Origin of the sequence: Bradyrhizobium sp. Rc3b (assembly GCF_900114915.1) — a bacterium.
GTDB lineage: Bacteria > Pseudomonadota > Alphaproteobacteria > Rhizobiales > Xanthobacteraceae > Bradyrhizobium.
Genome location: NZ_FOUS01000013.1, coordinates 220,532 through 240,867, shown reverse-complemented (window position 1 = coordinate 240,867; position 20,336 = coordinate 220,532). Strand labels below are relative to the sequence as shown.

The 20,336-nt window shown below is 66.2% G+C and carries 18 protein-coding genes; 5 read left to right on the top strand and 13 right to left on the bottom strand.

Translation table 11 applies throughout. From position 1 onward, the window contains the following. Positions 1-37 precede the first annotated feature (37 nt). From BM190_RS28960 to BM190_RS28930, 7 genes are all read right to left on the bottom strand, one after another. Entirely contained in the window at positions 38-691 is a 654-nt protein-coding gene (locus BM190_RS28960; RefSeq protein WP_092261148.1) for a response regulator transcription factor, read from the bottom strand. Continuing rightward, positions 688-4,233 (bottom strand): hybrid sensor histidine kinase/response regulator, encoded by a 3,546-nt coding sequence (locus BM190_RS28955; protein ID WP_092261146.1) that lies wholly within the window; start codon positions 4,231-4,233, stop codon positions 688-690. The genes BM190_RS28960 and BM190_RS28955 overlap by 4 nt, the downstream gene beginning before the upstream one ends. A gap of 149 nt (positions 4,234-4,382) precedes the next feature. Further along, a complete protein-coding gene (mctP, locus tag BM190_RS28950; RefSeq protein WP_018317352.1) occupies positions 4,383-5,873 on the bottom strand; it encodes a monocarboxylate uptake permease MctP in 1,491 nt (496 codons plus the stop codon). After that, on the bottom strand, positions 5,863-6,039 hold the full coding sequence (locus tag BM190_RS28945) for a DUF3311 domain-containing protein (RefSeq protein ID WP_018317353.1): 177 nt from the start codon (positions 6,037-6,039) through the stop codon (positions 5,863-5,865). Before BM190_RS28945 ends, mctP begins: the two co-directional genes overlap by 11 nt. A gap of 252 nt (positions 6,040-6,291) precedes the next feature. Beyond that, positions 6,292-7,164, bottom strand: coding sequence for an MlaD family protein (locus BM190_RS28940; RefSeq protein WP_018317354.1), 873 nt, complete (start codon positions 7,162-7,164; stop codon positions 6,292-6,294). A 42-nt stretch (positions 7,165-7,206) separates the two neighbouring features. Further along, complete coding sequence (locus tag BM190_RS28935; protein ID WP_018317355.1) at positions 7,207-7,977, bottom strand: ABC transporter ATP-binding protein; 771 nt, start codon at positions 7,975-7,977, stop codon at positions 7,207-7,209. 2 nt (positions 7,978-7,979) lie between these two features. Then, positions 7,980-9,113 carry an MlaE family ABC transporter permease gene (locus BM190_RS28930; RefSeq protein ID WP_092261144.1) on the bottom strand — a complete coding sequence of 378 codons (1,134 nt, stop codon included), beginning with the start codon at positions 9,111-9,113 and terminating at the stop codon, positions 7,980-7,982. A 134-nt stretch (positions 9,114-9,247) separates the two neighbouring features. Between BM190_RS28930 and dgcA the strand changes: the two genes are divergently transcribed. Further along, the gene (gene dgcA / locus BM190_RS28925) at positions 9,248-10,243 is read left to right on the top strand and encodes an N-acetyl-D-Glu racemase DgcA (protein ID WP_092261140.1); all 996 of its coding nucleotides are present in this window, start codon (positions 9,248-9,250) and stop codon (positions 10,241-10,243) included. Here the strand turns inward: dgcA and BM190_RS28920 are convergent. Next, positions 10,213-11,409 carry an MFS transporter gene (locus BM190_RS28920; RefSeq protein WP_092261137.1) on the bottom strand — a complete coding sequence of 399 codons (1,197 nt, stop codon included), beginning with the start codon at positions 11,407-11,409 and terminating at the stop codon, positions 10,213-10,215. The genes dgcA and BM190_RS28920 overlap by 31 nt on opposite strands. Before the next feature lie 75 nt (positions 11,410-11,484). Between BM190_RS28920 and BM190_RS28915 the strand changes: the two genes are divergently transcribed. After that, on the top strand, positions 11,485-12,900 hold the full coding sequence (locus BM190_RS28915) for a hypothetical protein (protein ID WP_177237360.1): 1,416 nt from the start codon (positions 11,485-11,487) through the stop codon (positions 12,898-12,900). A 474-nt stretch (positions 12,901-13,374) separates the two neighbouring features. Then, positions 13,375-13,728, top strand: coding sequence for an ADP-ribosylation/crystallin J1 (locus BM190_RS28910; RefSeq protein WP_092261132.1), 354 nt, complete (start codon positions 13,375-13,377; stop codon positions 13,726-13,728). 15 nt (positions 13,729-13,743) lie between these two features. On the opposite strand, the gene BM190_RS28905 is transcribed toward BM190_RS28910, so the two are convergent. Beyond that, positions 13,744-14,103 carry a hypothetical protein gene (locus BM190_RS28905; RefSeq protein ID WP_049814839.1) on the bottom strand — a complete coding sequence of 120 codons (360 nt, stop codon included), beginning with the start codon at positions 14,101-14,103 and terminating at the stop codon, positions 13,744-13,746. A gap of 154 nt (positions 14,104-14,257) precedes the next feature. Here BM190_RS28905 and BM190_RS28900 point away from each other — a divergent pair, with 154 nt between their 5' ends. Next, a complete protein-coding gene (locus tag BM190_RS28900; protein WP_092261126.1) occupies positions 14,258-14,641 on the top strand; it encodes a VOC family protein in 384 nt (127 codons plus the stop codon). Here the strand turns inward: BM190_RS28900 and BM190_RS28895 are convergent. Further along, the gene (locus BM190_RS28895) at positions 14,638-15,081 is read right to left on the bottom strand and encodes an RbsD/FucU family protein (protein ID WP_092261123.1); all 444 of its coding nucleotides are present in this window, start codon (positions 15,079-15,081) and stop codon (positions 14,638-14,640) included. The two genes, BM190_RS28900 and BM190_RS28895, sit on opposite strands and share 4 nt — an antisense overlap. Positions 15,082-15,246: 165 nt before the next feature. Here BM190_RS28895 and BM190_RS28890 point away from each other — a divergent pair, with 165 nt between their 5' ends. Continuing rightward, complete coding sequence (locus BM190_RS28890) at positions 15,247-17,019, top strand: caspase family protein (RefSeq protein ID WP_177237351.1); 1,773 nt, start codon at positions 15,247-15,249, stop codon at positions 17,017-17,019. Between the two features lie 285 nt (positions 17,020-17,304). On the opposite strand, the gene BM190_RS28885 is transcribed toward BM190_RS28890, so the two are convergent. From BM190_RS28885 to BM190_RS28875, 3 genes are all read right to left on the bottom strand, one after another. Next, positions 17,305-18,288: a threonine/serine dehydratase family protein gene (locus BM190_RS28885; RefSeq protein WP_018317364.1), complete on the bottom strand. Its 984-nt coding sequence runs from the start codon at positions 18,286-18,288 to the stop codon at positions 17,305-17,307. A 64-nt stretch (positions 18,289-18,352) separates the two neighbouring features. Continuing rightward, the gene (locus BM190_RS28880) at positions 18,353-19,396 is read right to left on the bottom strand and encodes a glycosyltransferase family 4 protein (RefSeq protein ID WP_018317365.1); all 1,044 of its coding nucleotides are present in this window, start codon (positions 19,394-19,396) and stop codon (positions 18,353-18,355) included. A gap of 13 nt (positions 19,397-19,409) precedes the next feature. Continuing rightward, complete coding sequence (locus BM190_RS28875) at positions 19,410-20,222, bottom strand: UDP-2,3-diacylglucosamine diphosphatase (RefSeq protein WP_018317366.1); 813 nt, start codon at positions 20,220-20,222, stop codon at positions 19,410-19,412. Between the last annotated feature and the right edge of the window lie 114 nt (positions 20,223-20,336).

The window sequence follows — 20,336 nt, the reverse complement described above, 5'->3', positions numbered from 1 at the left end:
CCTTTCGGCCTCCGTTTTTGTTTGAACGTTGGGAAGCTCAATTGCCGGCGGGCTGACCGAACGACAGCCGCTCGGCGAGCACGGCCGCCTGGGTGCGCGACCCCACGCCGAGCTTGCGCAGGATGGTCGAGACGTGGCCCTTCACCGTCTGCTCGGCGATATCGAGCTCGCCCGCAATCTGCTTGTTGAGCTTGCCTTCCACGATCATCGCGAGAATTCGCAGCTGCTGCGCCGAGAGCGTGGCCATGCGCGCGGCGAGCTCGATGTCGGCGCTCTGGATCGAGCCGCGGCCACCGACATTTGGCGGCATCCAGATCTCGCCGGCGAGGATCTTTGTGATCGCATCCGCCATCTCGGGCAGGCTGAGCGATTTCGGAATGTAACCGGATGCGCCATAGGCGATGGCGCGGCGGATGGTGGCGGCGTCCTGCCGGGCCGAGATGATCGCGACCGGCACCGTCGGGAACTGCGCCGACAGGATGAACAGCGCGGCAAAGCCCTGGATGCCCGGCATGCTCAGATCCCAGAGGATCAGGTCGATCTCGTCGGACTGGGCCGCGAGCACATTCAGCGCCTCGTCCAGCGACTGGCAGGCGACGATGTCGAGATCGGGCAGCACGGTCGACAGCGCGCTGCGGAGCGCGGCCTGCACCAGCGGGTGGTCGTCGCCGATCAGGATGCGCATCGTCAGGGAGTCTCCGGTTTCGTGCCGAACTGCCGGCTCAGGGCTTCGCCGCCGAGAAAGCGCCGCAGGGCCGCCGGCTTGACCGGCTTCGACAGGATCTCGCAGCCGCGCGCCCTCGCCGCCTGGCGCACCGCCTCGCTGCGATCGCCGGTGACGACCAGCGCGCGGACCTCGCGTCCCGCCTTCTGCCTGAGATTGTCGAGAAAGTCCAAGCCGTTGCAGCCGCCGTCGAGATGGTAGTCGAGCAGCACGACGTCTGGCAGGACGGTCGCGGCCGCGTCCATCGCCGCGGTGGCGTCGGCTGCGACCAGCACGTGATGCCCCCAGCCGCCGAGCAGCGCGGAGAGGCCGTCGAGGATGGTCGCGTCATTGTCGAGGCACAGGATGGTCAGAGCGCGTTCCGCCGATGCCGGCGCGGCCATCGCAGGGTTGCTCTGAAGCGGCCGGCCCGGTCCGTGCGCCAGCGGCACCGTGACGGCAAAGCACGAACCTTGTCCCGGGCGCGACCGGACATCGACGGCGTGGTCCAGCAGCCGCGACACGCGCTCGACGATGGCGAGCCCGAGGCCCAATCCCTTCTCCACCCCCGGCGCGAGGCGCTGGAACTCCTCGAAGATGCGCTTCTGGTCTGCCGCCGCGATTCCGACGCCGGTGTCCCAGACCTCGATGCGCAGCGCCTCTCCGCGCCGCCGGCAGCCGAGCAGGATGCGTCCCTTGGGCGTGTAGCGAAGCGCATTCGACAGCAGGTTCTGCAGGATCCGGCGCAGCAGATGCGGATCGCTGCGCACCGCAAGGCCGCAATCGACGACGCGGAAGGCGATCCCGCGCTCGCGCGCCATCGCCGAGAATTCGACGTTCAACTGCACGAAGAGATCGGAGATCGGAAAGTCGGATATCTCGGCGCGCACGGCGCCGGCATCATAGGAGGAGATGTCGAGCAGCCGGTCGAGCACGTGCTCGGTCGATCGTAGCGCCGTAACCGCGCTGCTCGCGAGGGTCCGCTCCTTGTCGGCGTCGTCAGCGCGCGACGGAGCGCTCAGGCTCTCGTCGAGCGCGGACAGAAACAGACGGGCCGCATTCAGCGGCTGCAGCAAATCGTGGCTGGCCGCGGCCAAAAAGCGCGTCTTGCCGAGATTGGCCTGCTCGGCTTCGGCCTTCGCCTGCTCGAGCGCCTCGGTGCGCTCGCGGACGCGCAGCTCGAGCCCCTCATTGGCGCGTCGCAAGGCCTCGGCGGCACGGTGACGCTCGGTGACGTCGGTATAGGTCGAGACGTAGCCACCCTCGGCGACGCGGTCGTAGACGATCTCCAGCACCGTGCCGTCCGGCCGCTTGCGCTCGTAGAGATAAGGCCAGCGCTGCGTGGCGACGTCACGGTTGACCAGAAGCGCGGCGAATTCGGATGCGGCATATTCGCCGCGCTCGACATTGAAGGCGATGAGATCCACCAGCGGAAGCCCCACGCGCACGAAGTCCGGCGGCAGATCGAGCAGCGCGATGAACCGACCGTTCCAGGCTGTGATGTTGAAATCGGCGTCGAAGGCGCAGATGCCCTGCGGTACGCTTTCGAGCGTAGACTGCAACAGGCTGCGGTTGAAGCGCAGCGCTTCCGAGGCCTCGTCGAGCATCGCCATCGCCTCCCGCCGCGACAGCGAGTGGCCTTCCAGCGACGCCGCGATCACGACGCGCGCCGATGCCGCGCCGATCGCGCCGGCCAGCAAATTCTCGGTAAACCGAATCGAGTCGAGATCGACCAGTCCCGACGGATCGAGACGCGGCCCCGTCCCTGCGATGCGGGCCGCCAGATAAGCGTCGAAGGCCGCCGCGCCGCGCTCGGCGCCGACGAAACGCAGCGCCAGCGCGCGGAGATCATCGAGCCGCACCACCACGCGCGACGACAGCTTGGGGATGGATTCGCGGACGACGCCGTCGGCGAACGCGGCCGCCTGATTACGCTCGACTGTCGATTGCCGGCCCAGCGCCGAGACCATCAGGAAGCAGACGAGATTGGCGCCAAGGCTCCACAGCGTGGCGTGCGAGATCGGATCGATCCCTTCGAGGCCCAGCAGCGCATTCGGCTTGAGCCAGGCGAGTTGCCAGGGACCTTGGCGAACGATCTCCTCGATCCCCGGCCAGAGCGGCGCGGCCGAGGGCAGCAGCAGCGTGTAGGCCCAGACGAAGAAGCCGACCGCGATCCCGAGCGAGGCGCCGGCCTTGTTGGCCCGCGGCCAGAACAGCCCGCCGACGAACGCCGGACCGAATTGTGCGACCGCGACGAACGACAACAGGCCGATCACGGTGAGCGGATAGGACTGGTTGACGAGGCGGTGCATCAGATAGGCGAGCAGCAGGATGCTGAGGATCGAGAGCCGGCGCACCGTCACCAGCACCGACGTCATCGGCCGGCTCTGTGCGTGCAGGCCGAAGACGCGCGAGCGCAGCAGCAGCGGCATGATGACGTCGTTGCAGAGCATGGTGCTGAGCGCAACGGATGTCATGATAACCATGCCGGTGGCGGCCGACAGCCCGCCCAGAAACGCGATCAGGCTGATGGTGCCCGCATCGGCTGCGATCGGCAGCGAGATGACGTAGGTGTCGGGGTCCATCATCCCGCCGAAGCGGGTGAGCCCGGCCGCAGCGATCGGCAGGATCAAGAGGCTGAACAGCGCAAGATAAGCCGGATAGAGCCAGGCCGCGGTGCGCGTATAGCTTGGGCTCTCATTCTCGACGATGGCGACATGGAAGGCCTGCGGCAGGCAGAGGAAAGCAATCGCCGAGATGATGATCGTTGCAGGCCACACCGGCTGCGCCGGGTCGAAGCTCAGGATGCCGCCCAGTTGCGGATCCGATTGAAACTGCGACAGCAGAGCGGCCGGCCCGCCGGAGGGTCCGAACAGCACGAACAGCGCGACGATCAGGAATGCGAGCAGCTTGACGACGCTCTCGAAGGCGATCGCGAGCATCAGGCCGCGATGATGCTCACTGGCATGGACGTGCCGGACACCGAACACGGTCGCGAACAGCGCCATCGATGCAGCGACGCCAAACGCCGAGTCTTGCCAGAACCGCAGCGCCTCGCCGCCGGCCCGCTCGGGCTGGAGGATCAGATAATCAAAACTCTTGCCGACGGCCTTGAGCTGGAGCGCGATATAGGGAAGCACGCCGAGCAGCGATGCGAGCGTCACGAAGGCCGCAAGCACCTGGCTCTTGCCGTAGCGCGCGGCGATGAAGTCCGCGATCGAGGTGACGTTCTGTGCCTTGGCGATCGCAATCACCTTGGACAGGAGCCGCTGGCCGAACAGCAGCACCAGGGTCGGACCGATATAGATCGTGGCGAAGTCCAGCCCGCTGGTGGCGGCCCGTCCGACCGAGCCGTAGAAGCTCCACGAGGTGTTGTAGACCGCAAGCGTCAGGCAATAGCTGATCGCGGCCGCCCAGGAGTTTGGCGACACCAGCGGCCCGCCGGCGCTTCGCCGGTCGCCCCACCAGGCCACCAGGAACAGCGTGGTCACATAGCCGGCAGCGACCGCAAGAACGAACCACGCCTGCAAGACATCCTCACCCGAAACAGTCTGATGCGCTCGCGACGAGCGGCCGGGCGCGGGCGGATACTAGAGCGTTTTCAATCGCATGGAAGGCCGTTTCAGTCCGCAGACAAGCGGCGGCCGAAGGGATTTCCCCGGCCGCCGCCCGCAATCGCTCAGGCCGCCTCGCGGGACAGCCGTTGCTGCGGCATGCGCTTGAGAGCCAGGTTGACCACGACGGCCACCACGATGTTGAGCGCGAGCGCCAACAGACCGGTGTAGATCGCGACCTTCCCGGCGCCGAAGTCGATGCTGTGCAGCGGCTTCAATCCGTCCGACCAGGCGAGCCACGATCCGCCGGCCAGGCCGACGGCCCAGCCAGCCAGCAGCGCCGGGCTCGAGAACCAGTTCAGATAGAGACCGAACACCAGCGCCGGCAGCGTCTGCAGGATCCAGAGGCCCCCGAGCAGTTGCAGGTCGAGCGCGAACTGCGTCGGCATCAGGAGGATGGCGAGCAGCGCGCCGACCTTCACCAGCATGGAGGTGATCTTGGCGACCTTCGCCTCACCTGCCGGAGTCACCTTCGGATCGACCCACACCTTCCAGAAGTTGCGGGTGAACAGATTGGCGGCGCCGATGCTCATGACGGCGGCCGGCACCAGCGCTCCGATCGCAATCGCGGCGAAGGCAAAGCCTGCGAACCAGCTCGGGAACAGCGTCTTGAACAGCTCGGGCACGACGTCGTTGTTGCTGGCGAGCTTGAGGCCCGCCGCATGGCCCATGTAACCGAGCAGCGCAAGCAGGCCGAGCAGCAGCGTGTAGGCCGGCAGCATCATCGCATTCTTGCGGATGGTGTTGCCGCCCGAGGACGCGAAGATGCCGGTCAGCGTGTGCGGATACATGAAGGCGGCGAGCGCCGAGCCCAGCGCCAGCGAGGCATAGGGCACGATCTGCGCCGGGGACAGCAGGATGCCGCCTGCGCCTTTCGCTGCGAATGCCGCATCCGCCGCGGTGAAGATCGCCCCGTAGCCGCCAAGCTTCGAGGGCACGATCGCAATCGCGGCGATCACCACGATGTAGATCATGATGTCCTTGACGAAGGCGATCAGCGCCGGCGCGCGCAGGCCCGACGAATAAGTGTAGAGCGCCAGCACCAGGAAGGCGAGAACGAGCGGCACCTCGCCGTGCAGGCCGAGCGCCTTGATCGCCACCTCCATGCCGATCAGCTGGAGCGCGATGTAAGGCATCGTCGCCAGCACGCCGGTGGCCGCGACCGCAAGCTCGAGCCCGCGCGATCCGTAGGCGCCGCGCACCACGTCGCCCGCGGTGACGTAGCCGCGCTCCTTGGCGACCTTCCACAGCACCGGCATCACCGCGAACACGAACGGATAGACGATGATGGTGTAGGGCAGCGCGAAGAAGCCGTAGGCGCCGACCGCGTAGACCAGCGCAGGAACGGCGATCACGGTGTAGGCGGTGTAGAAGTCGCCGCCGACCAGGAACCAGGTGATCCAGGTCCCGAACTTGCGGCCGCCAAGGCCCCACTCGTCGAGATGGGCGAGCGTCTCCGGCTTGCGCCAGCGCGAGGCGACGAAGCCCATGCCGGTGACGAGAATGAACAGTGCGAGGAATACGGCGAACGCCGCGCTATCGACATTAGTCAGCACGGCGCACGCTCCTGTAGACGATGTAGGTGAGCAGCGAGGTCAGCGGCACCCAGGCGAGCTGATACCAGTAGAAGAACGGGAAGCCGAACAGATGCGGCTCCCTGATATTGTAGAACGGCACGATCATCAGGCCGATGAACGGCAACAACAGCAGCAGGCGTACCACGCGCTCTCTCCTCCCCTGTGAGTGAAGTCGACGCGCCTTGTCGTGGGCACGCCTTGAGCGCGATATAGCGGACAATACCGGCCTACCCCTCCCCCTACCTTGGCTCGGCTGGACCCCCATACTTTCGTATCGCGCGGGGTGAAGAAGGCCGCGATGGTCTCCGCAAGCCGTCATTGCGAGGAACGAAGCGCACGCTGCAGCGCGTCCGGGACACGAGACCTACGATGACGAAGTGCGCGAACTTGCGCTCGCCTAGCGCCTGCCGCTCGCGGTGGGGGCCGGCCTCGGCGGCTCGGGCGGCGGAGCGGGCTGCGATGAGTTGCTGGCGCCGAACAGCACGCGGGTCGGGTTGCGGTCGAAATTGTTCACGGCGCGGCTGATGTCACCGAGGGTACGACGGCCGTCGCTCATCAACGCACCGGAGCGCTTGTCGAAATCGTCGGCGAGCTCGCGGATCGACTTCACCGCCTGGAACAGCTCGCCGCCGTCCTTGCCGCCGGCGAGCGTGTTGAGTCCGAGCATGAGGTTGTCGGCCTTGAGCATGACGCCGTCGACCTTGGCCATCACGCCGTCGATCTTCTCGGAATTGCGCGCGAGCGAGTTGGTGAAGGTCTCCAGATTCTTCAGCGAGTTCTTCACCGATTCCTGATTGTCGGCGACGATCTTGTTGATGTTCTGCAGCGTGCCGCGGATCGCCTCGGTGACGTCCTGGAGCTTGTTGGGATCTGCCGTCAGCGTCGGGATGCCGTCCTGGTCGAGCGGCGGCGGCGCCGCGGCCTCGTCGCCGCCCTTGAGCGAGATGGCCGCGACGCCGGTGAGGCCCTGGAATTCGAGGCCGACCAGGGTGTCCTTGCGGATCGGAGCGTTGTTCTCGATCATGGCGAGTGCGACAACCCGCCGCGGGTTGTCGAGCTTCACCGAGACCACCTCGCCCACCCGGATACCGTTGAAATTGACACTGCCGCCGTTGCGCAGGCCCGCCGCCGGGCCCTCGAACACAACGCGCAGGGGACTGCGCTGCTTGGTGGTGTGCAGCGACTGGAACCAGAGCACGAAGCCGATCGCCGCGGCGATCACCGCCAGCGTGAACGACCCGATCAAGACGTAGTTTGCCCGCGTTTCCATCAGGTGCTCCGGCTACTCATCACAGCTATTCAACCCAGCCACTCAACCCATGACCGCGCGGGCGCGCTTGCCATGGAAATATTGCCTCAGCCAGGGATGCTGCGAGGCCTGCATGTCGGCGATCGACCCTGCCGCTATGATCTTACCGTTCCCTAAAACGGCGATGCGGTCACACGCTGTGTAAAGGCTGTCGAGGTCGTGGGTTACCATGAAAACGGTCAGCCCCAAAGTGCGCTGGAGCGTCCTGACCAGCTCGTCGAAATCGCCGGCGCCGATCGGATCGAGGCCCGAGGTCGGCTCGTCGAGGAAGACGAGATCCGGATCGAGCGACAGCGCGCGCGCCAGCGCCACGCGCTTGATCATGCCGCCGGAGAGCTCTGACGGGAAGCGCTCGGCGACCTCCGGCTTGAGGCCGACCATGGTGAGCTTGGCCATCGTGATCTCGTCCATCAGCCGCTGCGAGACCCGAAGATATTCGCGCATCGGAAACTGGATGTTCTGCCGCACGGTCAGCGAGGAGAACAGCGCGCCCTGCTGAAACAACACGCCCCAGCGCCGCTCCACGTTGCGGCGCTGCGAGGTGCTCGAGGAGTCCAGATCGACGCCGAACACCTCGATGGAGCCCGCAACCTTCGGCACGAGACCGATGATGGTGCGCGTCAGCACCGACTTGCCGGCACCGGAAGGACCGACGAAACCCAAGATCTCGCCGCGCTTGACGTCGAGGTTGAGGCCGTCGAGCACGCGTGTTGAGCCGAACTGCACGGTGATGTCGCGCACGCGGATGATCGGATTTTGGATCTCGCCAGCCATCGTCACATCCCGATCGAGGCGAAGAAGATGGCGAACACGCCGTCCATGACGATGACGAAGAAGATGCCCTTCACCACCGAGGCCGTGGTGTGCTGGCCCAGCGATTCCGCGCTGCCCTGCACGGCAAGGCCCTCGACGCAGGCGACGATGCCGATCACGGCGGCCATGACCGGCGCCTTGACGATGCCGACGATGAAATGGTCGATCGAGATAGCGTCGCGCAAGCGCAGCAGGAAGGCTTCGGGCTCGACCCCGCCATAGAGCCAGGCAACGAGACCGCCGCCATAGAGCGCGGCCATCGCGCCGAGGAAAGCCAGGATCGGCAGCGCCAGCACCAGCGCCATCATGCGCGGCAGCACCAGCACCTCGATCGGATCGAAGCCCATGGTGCGCAACGCGTCGATCTCCTCGCGCATCTTCATCGAGCCGAGCTCGGCGGTGTAGGCGCTGCCCGAGCGGCCCGCGACCATGATCGCGACCAGCAGCACGCCGATCTCGCGCAGCACCAGCACGCCCAGCATGTCGACCACGAAGATGTCGGCGCCGAACCTTCGGAAATGGAAGATGCCTTGTTGAGCGATGATGCATCCGATCAGGAAGGTGATCAGCACGATGATCGGCACCGCGCGCCAGCAGACCTGCTCCATGTGATGCACGGTCGAGGTCAGGCGGAACGAGCGCGGATGGATCAGGACGCGAAACCATGCCGCGAGCACGGCGCCGAGCATGTCGACGAGGCCTGCGACCGTGCCGCCGATGCCGGCCACGGTCCGGCCGATCTGCTCCAGCATGCCCGCGATGGTCACCGTGCCGCCGTCGACCACGGCCGTCGCCCTGACCCGCCGTACCTCGTCCACGAGGCTGGAATAATTGGCGGAGAGACCCGCGATCTGCGCCTCGACGGATCCTTTCGTCAGGCTGCGGCGCAGCCGCTCGATCAGCCAGGCGCCGAACGTGTCGAGCTTGGCGACCTCGGAGACGTCGATGAAGATGCTTTGCTGGCCGCCGGCGAGCTTCTCGGCGTCGGCCACCATGCGCTCCAGGACCGGCGCGAAGCTCGCGGTCCATGTCCCGGTGGCGCAGAGTGCCAGCGCGTTGCCCTTGGCAATCCGCTCCAGCTTCGGATCGCTGCTCAAGATGTCCGCTCCCGTGCCGGGGCGGAGAAAATCAGATAGTTGCGCACGCGCCCTTACCCAGAGAAGGTATCCCCAAGTGGTTAATGTTAGTTGCTAGAGGTAACTAGCAGGTTCAGATTTCGCCAGAGTTCCAAATGACTTCCATGAAATTTGCTTCCCTGGCGGCGCGAATCGAGCGCTTCCCGATCGCGGGCAGCTTTACCATCAGCCGGGGGGCCAAGACCGAGGCTGTGACGGTCGTGGCGGAGGTCGGCCGGGACGGGCTGACCGGCCGCGGCGAGTGCGTGCCCTATCCCCGCTATGGCGAGACGCCCGAGGCGACGCTGGCCGCCATCCAGGCCATGCAGCAGGCCTTGGCGGACGGGCTGACGCGGCAAGCCCTCCAGGCCGCCATGGCGCCCGGTGCGGCCCGCAATGCCCTGGACTGCGCCCTGATCGACCTGGAGGCCAAGGCGGCGGGCCTGCGGGCCTGGAACCTACTCGACCGCCCGGTGCCGGGCGAGCGCACTACGGCGTACACGATCTCGTTAGGGACCCCAGAGGCCATGGCGGCTGCCACCGCCAAGGCGGCGCACCGGCCGCTGCTCAAGATCAAGCTCGGCGGCGACGGCGATCCGGAGCGGATCGCGGCGGTACGCAAGGCCGCTCCCGAATCCGAGCTGATCGTTGATGCCAACGAGGCCTGGACCGAGGCCAATCTGGCGCACAATCTCGCCGCCTGCGATGCCGCCGGCGTCACCCTGGTTGAGCAGCCACTGCCCGCGGGCAAAGACGAGGCACTGGCGCGGATCAAGCGCCCGCTCGCGGTTTGCGCCGACGAGAGCGTGCATGACCGCTCCTCGCTTGCCCCCTTGCGCGACCGCTACGACGCCGTGAACATCAAGCTCGACAAGACCGGCGGCCTCACCGAGGCCCTTGCGATGGCGGACGCCGCGCAGGCGCTCGGCTTCGAAATCATGATCGGCTGCATGGTCGCAACCTCGCTGTCGATGGCCCCCGCGATGCTGGTGACGCCGCAGGCGCGCTTCGTCGATCTCGATGGCCCCTTGCTGCTGGCGCGCGACCGCGATCACGGCCTGCGTTACGACGACAGCCTGGTCTATCCGCCGGATGCCTCGCTCTGGGGCTGAGGCTTGAGCCGGTGCCGCGCCGACCAGATCAGAAGCGCGCCGGCCGCCGCCATCGCGGCCATCACATAATACAGACCATCGCCGATACGGGCGTAGATCGCGCCTGACGCGATCGAGGTCGCAGCGCCCAGAAGCCCGTTGCACGCGGCGTAATAGCCCTGCCCTCGCGCGATCTGATGCGAGGGCACGCGCTGCACCAGCAGATTCATCGTGCCGACGATGGCCATGCCGAAGCTGAGACCGTGGCCGAGCTGGACGATCGCGAGCAGCGCGAGCGGCGGCTCGCTCGCGGTGACGATCCAGCGCAGCACGGCGCTGAGCCCTCCAATCGCGATCATGGTGGACGGATGCAGCGAGAAGCGCGGCGACAGCGCGAATACCACGATCTCCGCGATCACGCCCAGCGTCCACAGGCCCGCGATCGTCAGCCCACTGATCCCATGGAGCTGCCAGTTGATGGCGGAGAAGGTGTAGTAGGCGACGTGGCTGCCCTGAATCAGCGCAGCCGAGACGATGACGGCCCAGAAGCCGGCATCGCGCAGCAGCGCCTTGCCGGCATGTCTCTCGGTCGTCTTGCGCCTGACATCGTCGAGCGGCTGAAGCAGCAGGCCGGCTGCGACCGCAACGACGGCCCATGCGACGATGACCCAGATCAGATCGCGCGCGGCGATGTGGTCTACGAGATAGCCGCAGGCGAGCGAGCCGGCGGCGAAGGCCGCCGAGCCCCACAGCCGCAAGGGTCCGTAATCGAGCCCGTAACGGGCGACGCCGCGCAACGCATAAGCGTCGGTCAGCGGCATCGTCGGCGTCCACATCATGCAGGTCAGCGCGTAGATCAGGAACAGCGCCAGCGGCTGCTGCTGCAAGCCGACCGCGGTGAAGCCAATCGCGGTCGCCAGCACCGACACCATCATGCCGGCGCGAATGGCATGTCGCTTTTCGGCGAAGGCGGTCACTTGCGGCAGCGTGGTGAAGCGCGTGATCGCCGGCAGCGCGTTGATGAGCCCGATCCAGGCCGCGTCGACGCCGATCGCCTTCAGCCATACCGGGAAGAACGGCAGATGCGTGCCCGAGACCGCGAAGACGGCCGAATAGAACAGGGCGAGGCTGACGGCGAATCGCCGTTTCGCGGATGCTGGCGTGGGGATTTGTGATTCGGGTGCCATCAAACCAATTGCGATTCGGACGATATCGTGGTGATCGTTACTGTAACGCGCGGTGATTTGCGCGACGAGATCGCAATGGCCAACGAAGCATTCGCCCTTTCGCCCATGTCTGCCCGCGCGGCCGAGCCGAACGAGCAGGATTACGACGCGATCCGCGAAGCCTTCATGGAGACGGCGCGCGGCCGCTGGTTCCTCGGCGAATACGCCAAGCGCAACCGCAATGCCGACACGCGCATGGTGCTCGACGCGGTCGCGAAAATCGAAGAAACCCTTGCGGCGCAGCGACAACCCGTCGTCGAAGACCGCCTGCCCGAAGCGCTGGTCGAGATTCGCCGCGCGATCCGCGAGGCCGAGACGATCGCCATCGCCGCCGTCGACCCCGCCGCGATCGAGACGAGCCTCGCCGCGATCCCGCGCGGCGTGCGCATCATCAAGGAGATCTCCTGGCGCTGGCGCGAGATCGGCGCCGACGGACGAATCTGCGACCTCATTGATTCGCAACTCGCCTCGATCGAGGCCGCCTGCGGACAGATTTCGACCATCGACCCCCGCGTCGAGCTCAAAGCCGCATTCGATCTCTTGAGGGATCGGGTGGAGCAGACCGACGGCGGCGCATCGCCGCACGCGGCGCCGTCCACGTCGGCTCCGATGCAGCAGGCGCCATCATCCGCCGCCGACGCTCCGCCCGCCGCGGCCGCGCCCGCGGCGATGGCGAGCGAAGCATCCGTGGCTTTTACGGAGCCGCCTCAGGATCTCGCAGCGGCTGCCGAGCCCGAAGCGACCGTCGCCGGCGAAGCGTTCGCCGAGGCGGAACAGGCACTGGACGCGGCCGTCGCGCCGGAGATTGCGGCCGAGAGCCAGATCGCCGTCGAGAGCACAGCGCTCGACCAAGTCGCGCCAGAAGACGTCGCGCCCGAAGCTGTCCCGTTGGAAGAGCCGGCCACGGACACCGCCGCCTTCGCGGAAGCCGCTGACGCGTTCGCGCTCGACGCGGCCGCGCAAGCCGAGGACGACGCCGTGCTCGAGGCCATCGCGCTGGAGATGGCCGCGCCCGATCCGGAGTTCGACGAGATCATCGCGCCGGTCGAGATGGAAGCGGCCGTTCCGGAGCCGATGGTGGCGGAGGCTGCAGCGCCCATTGCTGCGGAGCTTCCGGAACCGATCGCGCCTCAGCCTGTCGTCGCTCCCATGGTGGAAGAGCCCGCCGCCGACGCGCCGATCGCAATGGACTCGCTCGCGCGCCTCACCGAAGCCATCGCGGAGGCCGCCGCCGAAGTGATGGAGCAGCAGGCCCCGGCGATGGCAGCCACCGCATCGCTCGCCGCAGCACCGGCCGCAACGCTTCCGATGCCCACGCCGCTCCCCGAGCCCTCGCTCGGCGCCACCATCCTCGCCAGCGGCATCCTGCAAAAACCCCGCGCGCCCGCCAACGACCCGCTCGCGCCGATCCGCCGCATGACCCAGGCCGAGAAGATCGCGTTCTTCTCGTAAAGGGCCACGTACTCACTCTCGTGTCCCGGACAAGCGAAGCGCAGAGCCGGGACCCAGAGGCGACGAACTGCGCGGCAATATGGGCCCCGGCTCAGCAGCGCAGCGTCGAAGAGACGCTGCGCTGCGTCCGGGGCACGAGCGAGGCCTGACGCGCAGGCTGCTACCGCATCATCATTGCGAGCGCAGCGAAACAATCCAAATTGCCGCCGCGGAAAGATTTCTGGATTGAATATCAATTCCGTCATCCTGAGGCGCGAGACGCACGATGCTCAGCATCGTGCGGGGAGCCTCGAAGGATGCGCGGCCCCGATGCAGCCGGGCGTCGCCCTTCGAGGCTCGCCGAAGAGGCGAGCGCCTCAGGGTGACGGTGATGGACGGGTGCTCGCGGCTCAATCTCGTGGCCGGGCTGCCAAGTGCTGTTGCCCCGTCTGGCCGTAGGTGTATGTACGAGCTTGAACCTAGTCCTCTCAACAGATGTCCGTGGCCGAAGACACCCTCACCCTCTGGCGCCCCGTCGGCCCGAAAGAACTGGAACTGATCCAGCAATCCGGCATGCGCGCGTTTCCGCCGCGCCTGCCGGACCAGCCGATCTTCTATCCGGTGCTGACGGAAGACTACGCCATCAAGATCGCGCGCGACTGGAATGTCCCGGCGAGCGGCTCCGGCTTCGTGACGCGCTTTGCGGTCAAGCGCGACTTCATCGCGAAGTATGACGTGCAGGAAGCTGGCGGACGGTCGCATCTGGAATACTGGATTCCGGCCGAAGACCTCGATGCCTTCAATGCAGCGATCGTCGGACCGATCGAGGTCGTCCGCAGCTTTCCCTAGCCGTCGCGCGCCCTATCATCCGCAATTCCACACCGCCCCGATCGGCGTGCGCGTCCAGCACGGGCCAAAACTGCCGCCGTTGTAGCGGCCGCCGTTGAAACCGGGGCGGCCGAAATAGTGCCACTCGCCGTCCCAGCGATAATATTGCGGAACCGGATCGATGTACCAGTGGCGGCGGTCGTTGCGCGCGAGCCGACGCATCGCGTCCTTCTGCTTGTAGAGCGGAATGCTGTTGCTCAGCGGCTGACGATAGCCCGGCAGGAAGCCGTAGCCCTTCCAGACGGGCTTGGGACGCTTTTGAACGGGCTCAGCGGACGCCACAGTCGGCAGCAGCGAGAGGATGATGGCAACAGACAGACACATAAAGCGGGACATGGAGAAACCATAGACAGTCAGTTCCCGCCGCGCCATTCAAATTCGAGTGCGGGACGTTTCGCCGCTTCTGCCGAGCGGCCACTCTCGATAAGCTCAGCTCGCAACGCGCAGCGTGAACGCGGCGCGGACCGCTTGCATGTGCCGGAGTGACCGAATGCCTGAGAGCCCGCGCGTCGGCGCCTTTGCGATCGTTCCCAGCGACGATCTTCCCGCCGCAATTCCATTCTGGGAACGGCTCGGCTTTGCGCGCATCGGCGGCGATGCCGGCTATGTCATCATGAGCGGCTGGGGATGCGAGGTGCATCTCACGCAAGCCGGCGATGGCCCGTGGCGCGTGCCGGAGCACAATCCCTTTGGCATTTTCATTCGCACGCCCGAGGTCGAGGCCATTGCCGCGCGCGTGGACGATCTCATCATCCGGCCCGGCGGCGTGCTGCGCCACCGCGAATGGGGCATGTATGAAGTCGGCATCAACGGCCCAGATGGCCTTCTCGTCCGGATTGGCTGGCCCTCGGCGCTGATACGCCAATCCGGCTAGCCGATCACGCCCTTCCTGATCAGGAAGCATCCGTACCCCCTGCTGTCGCCGACCTGCACGACACCAAACCCCGCCGCCGCCGCGCGGTAAAAATCCGCCCGCGAGAGCTTGCCGGGAACAACGGCGCGTCCGACCGCGCGCTCGATCTCAGCCAGCACGGCGCGCTGCACGTCGGGCACGCGGTCGGGATCGTCGACCGGCGCCATCACCCGCACCGGGTCGGGATCGAAATCGTCGAGCGGGTAGAGCGTCATGATGGCGCGGACGGCCGTCTCCATCGTCATGCCCGGCAGCTGGATCAGGCGCTGCGACGATGTCGAGCGGGCGATGTGCGTGGCCGGATGGTTGGCGTCGACGACGACGAGATCGTCGCCGTGGCCCATGGAGGCCAGCAGCCAGAGCAGGTCGGGCGTGAGGATCGGATCGATCGATTTCAGCATGTGACGGCAGTTCCCATTATCGATCGCTAACCATAGCAGGTTCCGAGCGTGATTCAGATCACGCAAGGCCACCATGGTGAGGGGGATCACGGACCTCAAGCTCGAACGCGGCGAGGCTCCCCGGCAACCAATCTCGCATCGAGATCAGTGCCAAAGGAGCACGCCATGTTCCGCCTAAAGCCCTTCCTGATGACAGCAAGCCTTGTGGGGAGCCTGTTCGGCTTCGCCTGCGGCCCTGTTTCCGCGCAAGTTGCCCCGGTCGAGCCGGCCCCCACCGCGCTGCAGGGCCCGGAGCAGCGGGTGGCGCTGGTGATCGGCAATTCGAACTATAAGAACGCGCCGCAGCTCGCCAATCCCGACAATGACGCCGAGTCGATGGCGAAGTTCCTGAACTCGGCCGGCTTCGAGGTGGTTGCCGCGACCGACCTGACCCAGAACGACATGCTCCGCGTGGTGCAGGACTTCTCCGCCAAGGTGTCCGCGCGCGGTCCGAACACGGTGGCGATGGTCTATTACGCCGGTCACGGCGTGCAGCTCGCCGGCGAGAACTATCTCGTTCCCGTCGACGCCAAGGTGTCGAGCCAGACCGAGCTCGTCAACAATTCGGTGCGGCTGGTCGACGTGATGTCGACGCTGGAGACGATCCCGAGCCGCATGCGCATCGTCATCCTCGATGCCTGCCGCAACAACCCGTTCCCTGATGTCAATGACGCCGGCCGCGGCCTTGCCATCGTCGATGCGCCGAACGGCTCGATCGTCGGTTACTCGACCGCACCGGGCGCTGAAGCGCTCGACGGCACCGGCGGTCACAGCCCCTACACGCAGGCGTTCCTGAACGTCGCACGCGAACCCAACGTGCCGATCGAGCAGCTGTTCAAGCGCGTTCGCCTGCAGGTGAACCAGTCCACCAGCGGTGCGCAGATCCCGTGGGAGAGCTCCTCGCTGACTTCGGACTTCACCTTCTTCGGCGACACTGCGGTTGCCGCCAACCGCGCGCCGATCAGGGCACCGGTGGTGCAGATGGCCTCCAACCTGCCGAGCCGCTCGACTCGTCAGGCCTATGACTATGTCGTGTCGGAGGGCCGGCCGGAATATTATCAGGAGTTCATCCGTATGTACCCGCACGACCCGCTGTGCGACCACGTCCGCTGGCTGCTCAACAACATCCTGCTCTCGCAGGCCTGGCACAAGGCGGTGCTCGTGAATTCGCCGGTTGCCTACAAGACCTTCTATGACAGCTACGGCACCAGCCCCTATGCGCAAATGGCGCTGAAGCTGCAGATGCAGCCGAAGCAGATCCCCTTGATGCAGGCGACCAAGTTCCTGGCTCCGCAGAATATTGCTCCGACCTTCAAGATCGGCAATCTCGGCCAGCCGAAGTACATGCCGCTGCAGCAGGGTAATGGCGGCCAGATCAACGGTAATCTGCCGGTCGTGCAGAAGCCGGTCGACGGCAATGTCATCGGCAAGCTCGGCAATGGTGGCCAGATCGGCAACCTGCCCTCGGGCAACAACCAGCCGAACGGCACGCCGTCACAGACCCCGGGCAAGATCGTCACCCTGCCTGCGCCGACCAACACGACCACCAGCACTGGCGGCATCGGCAAGGTCGTCACCCTGCCGGCGACCAACAACAAGCCGGACGCTGGCAACGCCAATGGCAAGCCGGGCAAGATCGTGAGCATGCCGGTGAATGTCGGCAAGGGCGGCACGAAGATCGAGACGAAGCCGGTCAACGTTCAGACGCAGAACAACCCGATCCGCGTCAACAACGGCAACACCGGCATCGTGAAGCCCAACAACGTCCAGAACAACCGCCCGCAGCTCAACACGATGCCGAGCCGCATGGTCAACAGCAACAACAACTTCCGGCAGTCGATGAACCAGGCGCCGAGCATGAATGGCGGCGGCAACCGTCGCGGCGGCTTCATGCACTGATTGGGCGAAGAAGAAGGTGCGCTCCCTCCCCCGCTTGCGGGGGAGGGTTGGGGAGAGGGTGTCTCCACAACGGGACAATCCCCAAGAGGAAAGAGCCCCCGCCCGGCGCTTCGCGCCGACCTCCCCCGCAAGCGGGAGAGGTTGCACCGAGCAAGCGGTTAGTTCGATCCACAAGATCGACAAACACAAAAAAGGGGCAGAGCGGCAACGCTCTGCCCCTTCTTCATAAACCCTTAGATGTGGTCATTCCGGGATGCGCCGAGAGGCGCAGGCCCGGAACGACGGCTAGGCCACCAGCTCGGCGAACAGGTCGGCGTCGACATTGCCGCCGGAGAGCACGATCACGACGTTCTTGCCAGCAACGTCGAGACGCCCCGCCAGCAGTGCGGCGAGGCCCACGGCGCCACCCGGCTCGACCACGAGCTTCAGCTCGCGATAGGCGAACGCGACGGCGGCGCCGACTTCCTTGTCCGACGCCGTGACGCCGCGCGCGAGCAGCTTGCTGTTGATCGCAAAGGTCATCTCGCCGGGGATCAGGGCCATCAGCGCATCGCAGATGGTGCGGCCCGCGGGTGGATGCGGCTCGCGATGTCCTGCGCTCAGCGAGATGCCGTGATCGTCGAACGCCTCGGGCTCGGCCACCACGATCTCGGCGCGCGGATAGCGCGCTTTCACGGCGGTCGCGACGCCCGCGATCAGGCCGCCGCCGGAGGCCGGTGCCACCACGATGTCGGGGCTAAGGCCGAGGCCCGCCAAGTCTTCCGCGATCTCGCGGCCGGCGGTGCCCTGCCCCGCGATCACGAAGGGATCGTCATAGGGCCTCACCAGCGTCGCGCCGCGCTTTTCGGCGATGCCGCGCGAGATCGCCTCGCGGTCGTCCTTGTCGCGATCATAGAGCACGACCTCGGCGCCATAGGATTTGGTGCGCTCGCGCTTGGACAACGGCGCATCCGCGGGCATCACGATGGTCGCCTGCATGTCGAGGATTTTTGCCGCGGCCGCCACGCCCTGGGCGTGGTTGCCGGAGGAGAACGCCACGACGCCGCCGGCGCGCTTGTCCTGCGGGATCGAGAACACCTTGTTGAAGGCGCCGCGGAACTTGAACGAGCCGGTGCGCTGGAGCATCTCCGGTTTCAAGAACACCTTCGCGCCGACGCGCTCGTTGAGCACGGGAAAGGACAACAGCGGAGTGCGGATGGCGTAGGGCGCGATCACGCGCGCTGCGGCGTCGATATCGGCGGGGCCGATCGGGAGGAGCTGTTCGGTCATGGCCGAATGTTATCGCGGCCGATGAGGCCCGGGCAAGACACCTCCGCGCGAGGATTTGTCCTCGTCAGGCCACGAAGCGCGGCTGTTCCGCGCCGTTCCGGCCAGGCAGCACCGCGCCGACCGCCTCAATGCTGGCCACAAAGGCCCTCGCCGAGGCTTCCCAGGTGTAATTGGCCGCGAACGCGACGCAGTCCTGCCGGGAGATATCCAATGCCGCGAAGCAGGCGCTGCGCAAGTCGTGATCGAGCGCGCCGACCGGGGCATCACCGATGACGTCGCGGGGGCCCTTCACCGGGAAAGCGGCCACCGGCAGGCCGCTTGCGAGCGCTTCGAGCAGCACCAGGCCGAACGTGTCGGTCTTGCTCGGAAACACGAAGACGTCGGCGGCCGCATAGATATCCGCCAGTTCCTCGCCGTGCTTCTCGCCGAGGAAGATCGCATCGGGATAGGCCTCTTCGAGCGAGGCGCGCGCGGGGCCGTCGCCGACGATGACCTTGGTGCCGGGCAGATCGAGGTCGAGGAAGCCCTCGAGATTCTTCTCCACGGCGACGCGGCCGACCGACAGGAACACCGGCGCCGGCAGGCAGAGATCGATGGCGCGGGGGTGGAACAGCTGGGTGTCGACGCCGCGCGGCCACAGCACGACATTGTCGAAGCCGCGCTCGGTCAGCTCGCGGGCGAGCGCAGGCGTTGCAGCCATCACGGCGCGGCTGGCGCTGTGGAAGCGGCGCAGCGCCCGCCAGATCAGCGAGCCCGGCACCGGCACGCGGGCGCGGACATATTCGGGAAAGCGGGTGTGGAAGCTGGTCGTGAACGGCAGTCTGCGCTGGCGGCAGTAGCGGCGGACCATCAGGCCGATCGGCCCTTCGGTCGCGATGTGGATGCTGTCGGGGCGCGCCTCCGCGATCAGCTTAGCAATGCGCGCCGGACGCGGCATCGCCAGACGCACGTCGCGATAGCTCGGCATCGCAAAGGTGCGGAACGATTGCGGCGTCAGGAATGTGAATTCGACGCCGAGGCTTTTGCCGGCGTCGGCGAGCTTGGTCAGCGTCCGAACCACACCGTTGACTTGCGGGTGCCAGGCGTCGGTCGCGACCAGGATGCGCATCAGGCGGCCTCTGTTATGCAGCTCTGGCTGCGACCTGCGGGACTTGTGCCGGCTTCTGCAAATGATCCGCCCAGGTGATGATCTCGAAATGGCCGTCGTCGTGCTCGACCAGGGCCGTGCAGCTCTCGACCCAGTCGCCGCAATTCATGTAGCGGATGCCGCCCTCGTCGCGGATCACGGCGTAGTGGATGTGGCCGCAGATCACGCCGTCGGCGTCGTGGCGCCGCGCCTCGGCGGCGAGCGCCTGCTCGAACGCGCCGATATAGTTGACGGCGTTCTTGACCTTCTGCTTGGCCCATTGCGACAGCGACCAATAGGGCACGCCAAACAGGCGGCGGAAGAAGTTGACGAAGCGATTCATCTGGATCGCGAAGTCGTAGGCCTTGTCGCCGAGATGGGCGAGCCAGCGCGCGTTCTGCACCACGAGGTCGAAGATGTCGCCGTGGATGACGAGATAACGCTTGCCGTCCACGCCGGTGTGGACGGTGTTCTCGACGACGTCGATGCCGCCGAAATGCGTGCCGTAATAGTTGCGCAGGAACTCGTCGTGATTGCCGGGGATGTAGACGACCTTGGCGCCCTTGCGCGCCTTGCGTAGCAGCTTCTGCACGAGGTCATTGTGGGATTGCGGCCAGTTCCAGCTCGATTTCAGCGCCCAGCCGTCGACGATGTCCCCGACCAGATAGATCGTGTCGGCATCATGGTAGCGCAGGAAGTCGAGCAGAAGATCGGCTTGAGAACCGCGGGCTCCGAGATGAACGTCGGAGATGAACAACGTGCGAAAGCGCCGCTCCGGGCTCTCGTCACTCACATCGTAACTTCCCATGCGCCAGCCTGTAACAATGTCCCGTGACAGGGGGATGACCGATTGAACTTTTGAGGCACCTTCAGATACGAATCACGCCTTGCCTCGCCCTCTCCGCGAATATCAGTCGCATGC

Coding starts and splice junctions, on each gene's coding strand:
- BM190_RS28940 (WP_018317354.1), bottom strand. CDS start 7,164: ATGGAAACGCGGGCAAACTACGTCTTGATCGGGTCGTTCACGCTGGCG.
- BM190_RS28935 (WP_018317355.1), bottom strand. CDS start 7,977: ATGGCTGGCGAGATCCAAAATCCGATCATCCGCGTGCGCGACATCACC.
- dgcA (WP_092261140.1), top strand. CDS start 9,248: ATGACTTCCATGAAATTTGCTTCCCTGGCGGCGCGAATCGAGCGCTTC.
- BM190_RS28920 (WP_092261137.1), bottom strand. CDS start 11,409: ATGGCACCCGAATCACAAATCCCCACGCCAGCATCCGCGAAACGGCGA.
- BM190_RS28915 (WP_177237360.1), top strand. CDS start 11,485: ATGGCCAACGAAGCATTCGCCCTTTCGCCCATGTCTGCCCGCGCGGCC.
- BM190_RS28910 (WP_092261132.1), top strand. CDS start 13,375: ATGTCCGTGGCCGAAGACACCCTCACCCTCTGGCGCCCCGTCGGCCCG.
- BM190_RS28905 (WP_049814839.1), bottom strand. CDS start 14,103: ATGTCCCGCTTTATGTGTCTGTCTGTTGCCATCATCCTCTCGCTGCTG.
- BM190_RS28900 (WP_092261126.1), top strand. CDS start 14,258: ATGCCTGAGAGCCCGCGCGTCGGCGCCTTTGCGATCGTTCCCAGCGAC.
- BM190_RS28895 (WP_092261123.1), bottom strand. CDS start 15,081: ATGCTGAAATCGATCGATCCGATCCTCACGCCCGACCTGCTCTGGCTG.
- BM190_RS28890 (WP_177237351.1), top strand. CDS start 15,247: ATGTTCCGCCTAAAGCCCTTCCTGATGACAGCAAGCCTTGTGGGGAGC.
- BM190_RS28885 (WP_018317364.1), bottom strand. CDS start 18,288: ATGACCGAACAGCTCCTCCCGATCGGCCCCGCCGATATCGACGCCGCA.
- BM190_RS28880 (WP_018317365.1), bottom strand. CDS start 19,396: ATGCGCATCCTGGTCGCGACCGACGCCTGGCACCCGCAAGTCAACGGT.
- BM190_RS28875 (WP_018317366.1), bottom strand. CDS start 20,222: ATGGGAAGTTACGATGTGAGTGACGAGAGCCCGGAGCGGCGCTTTCGC.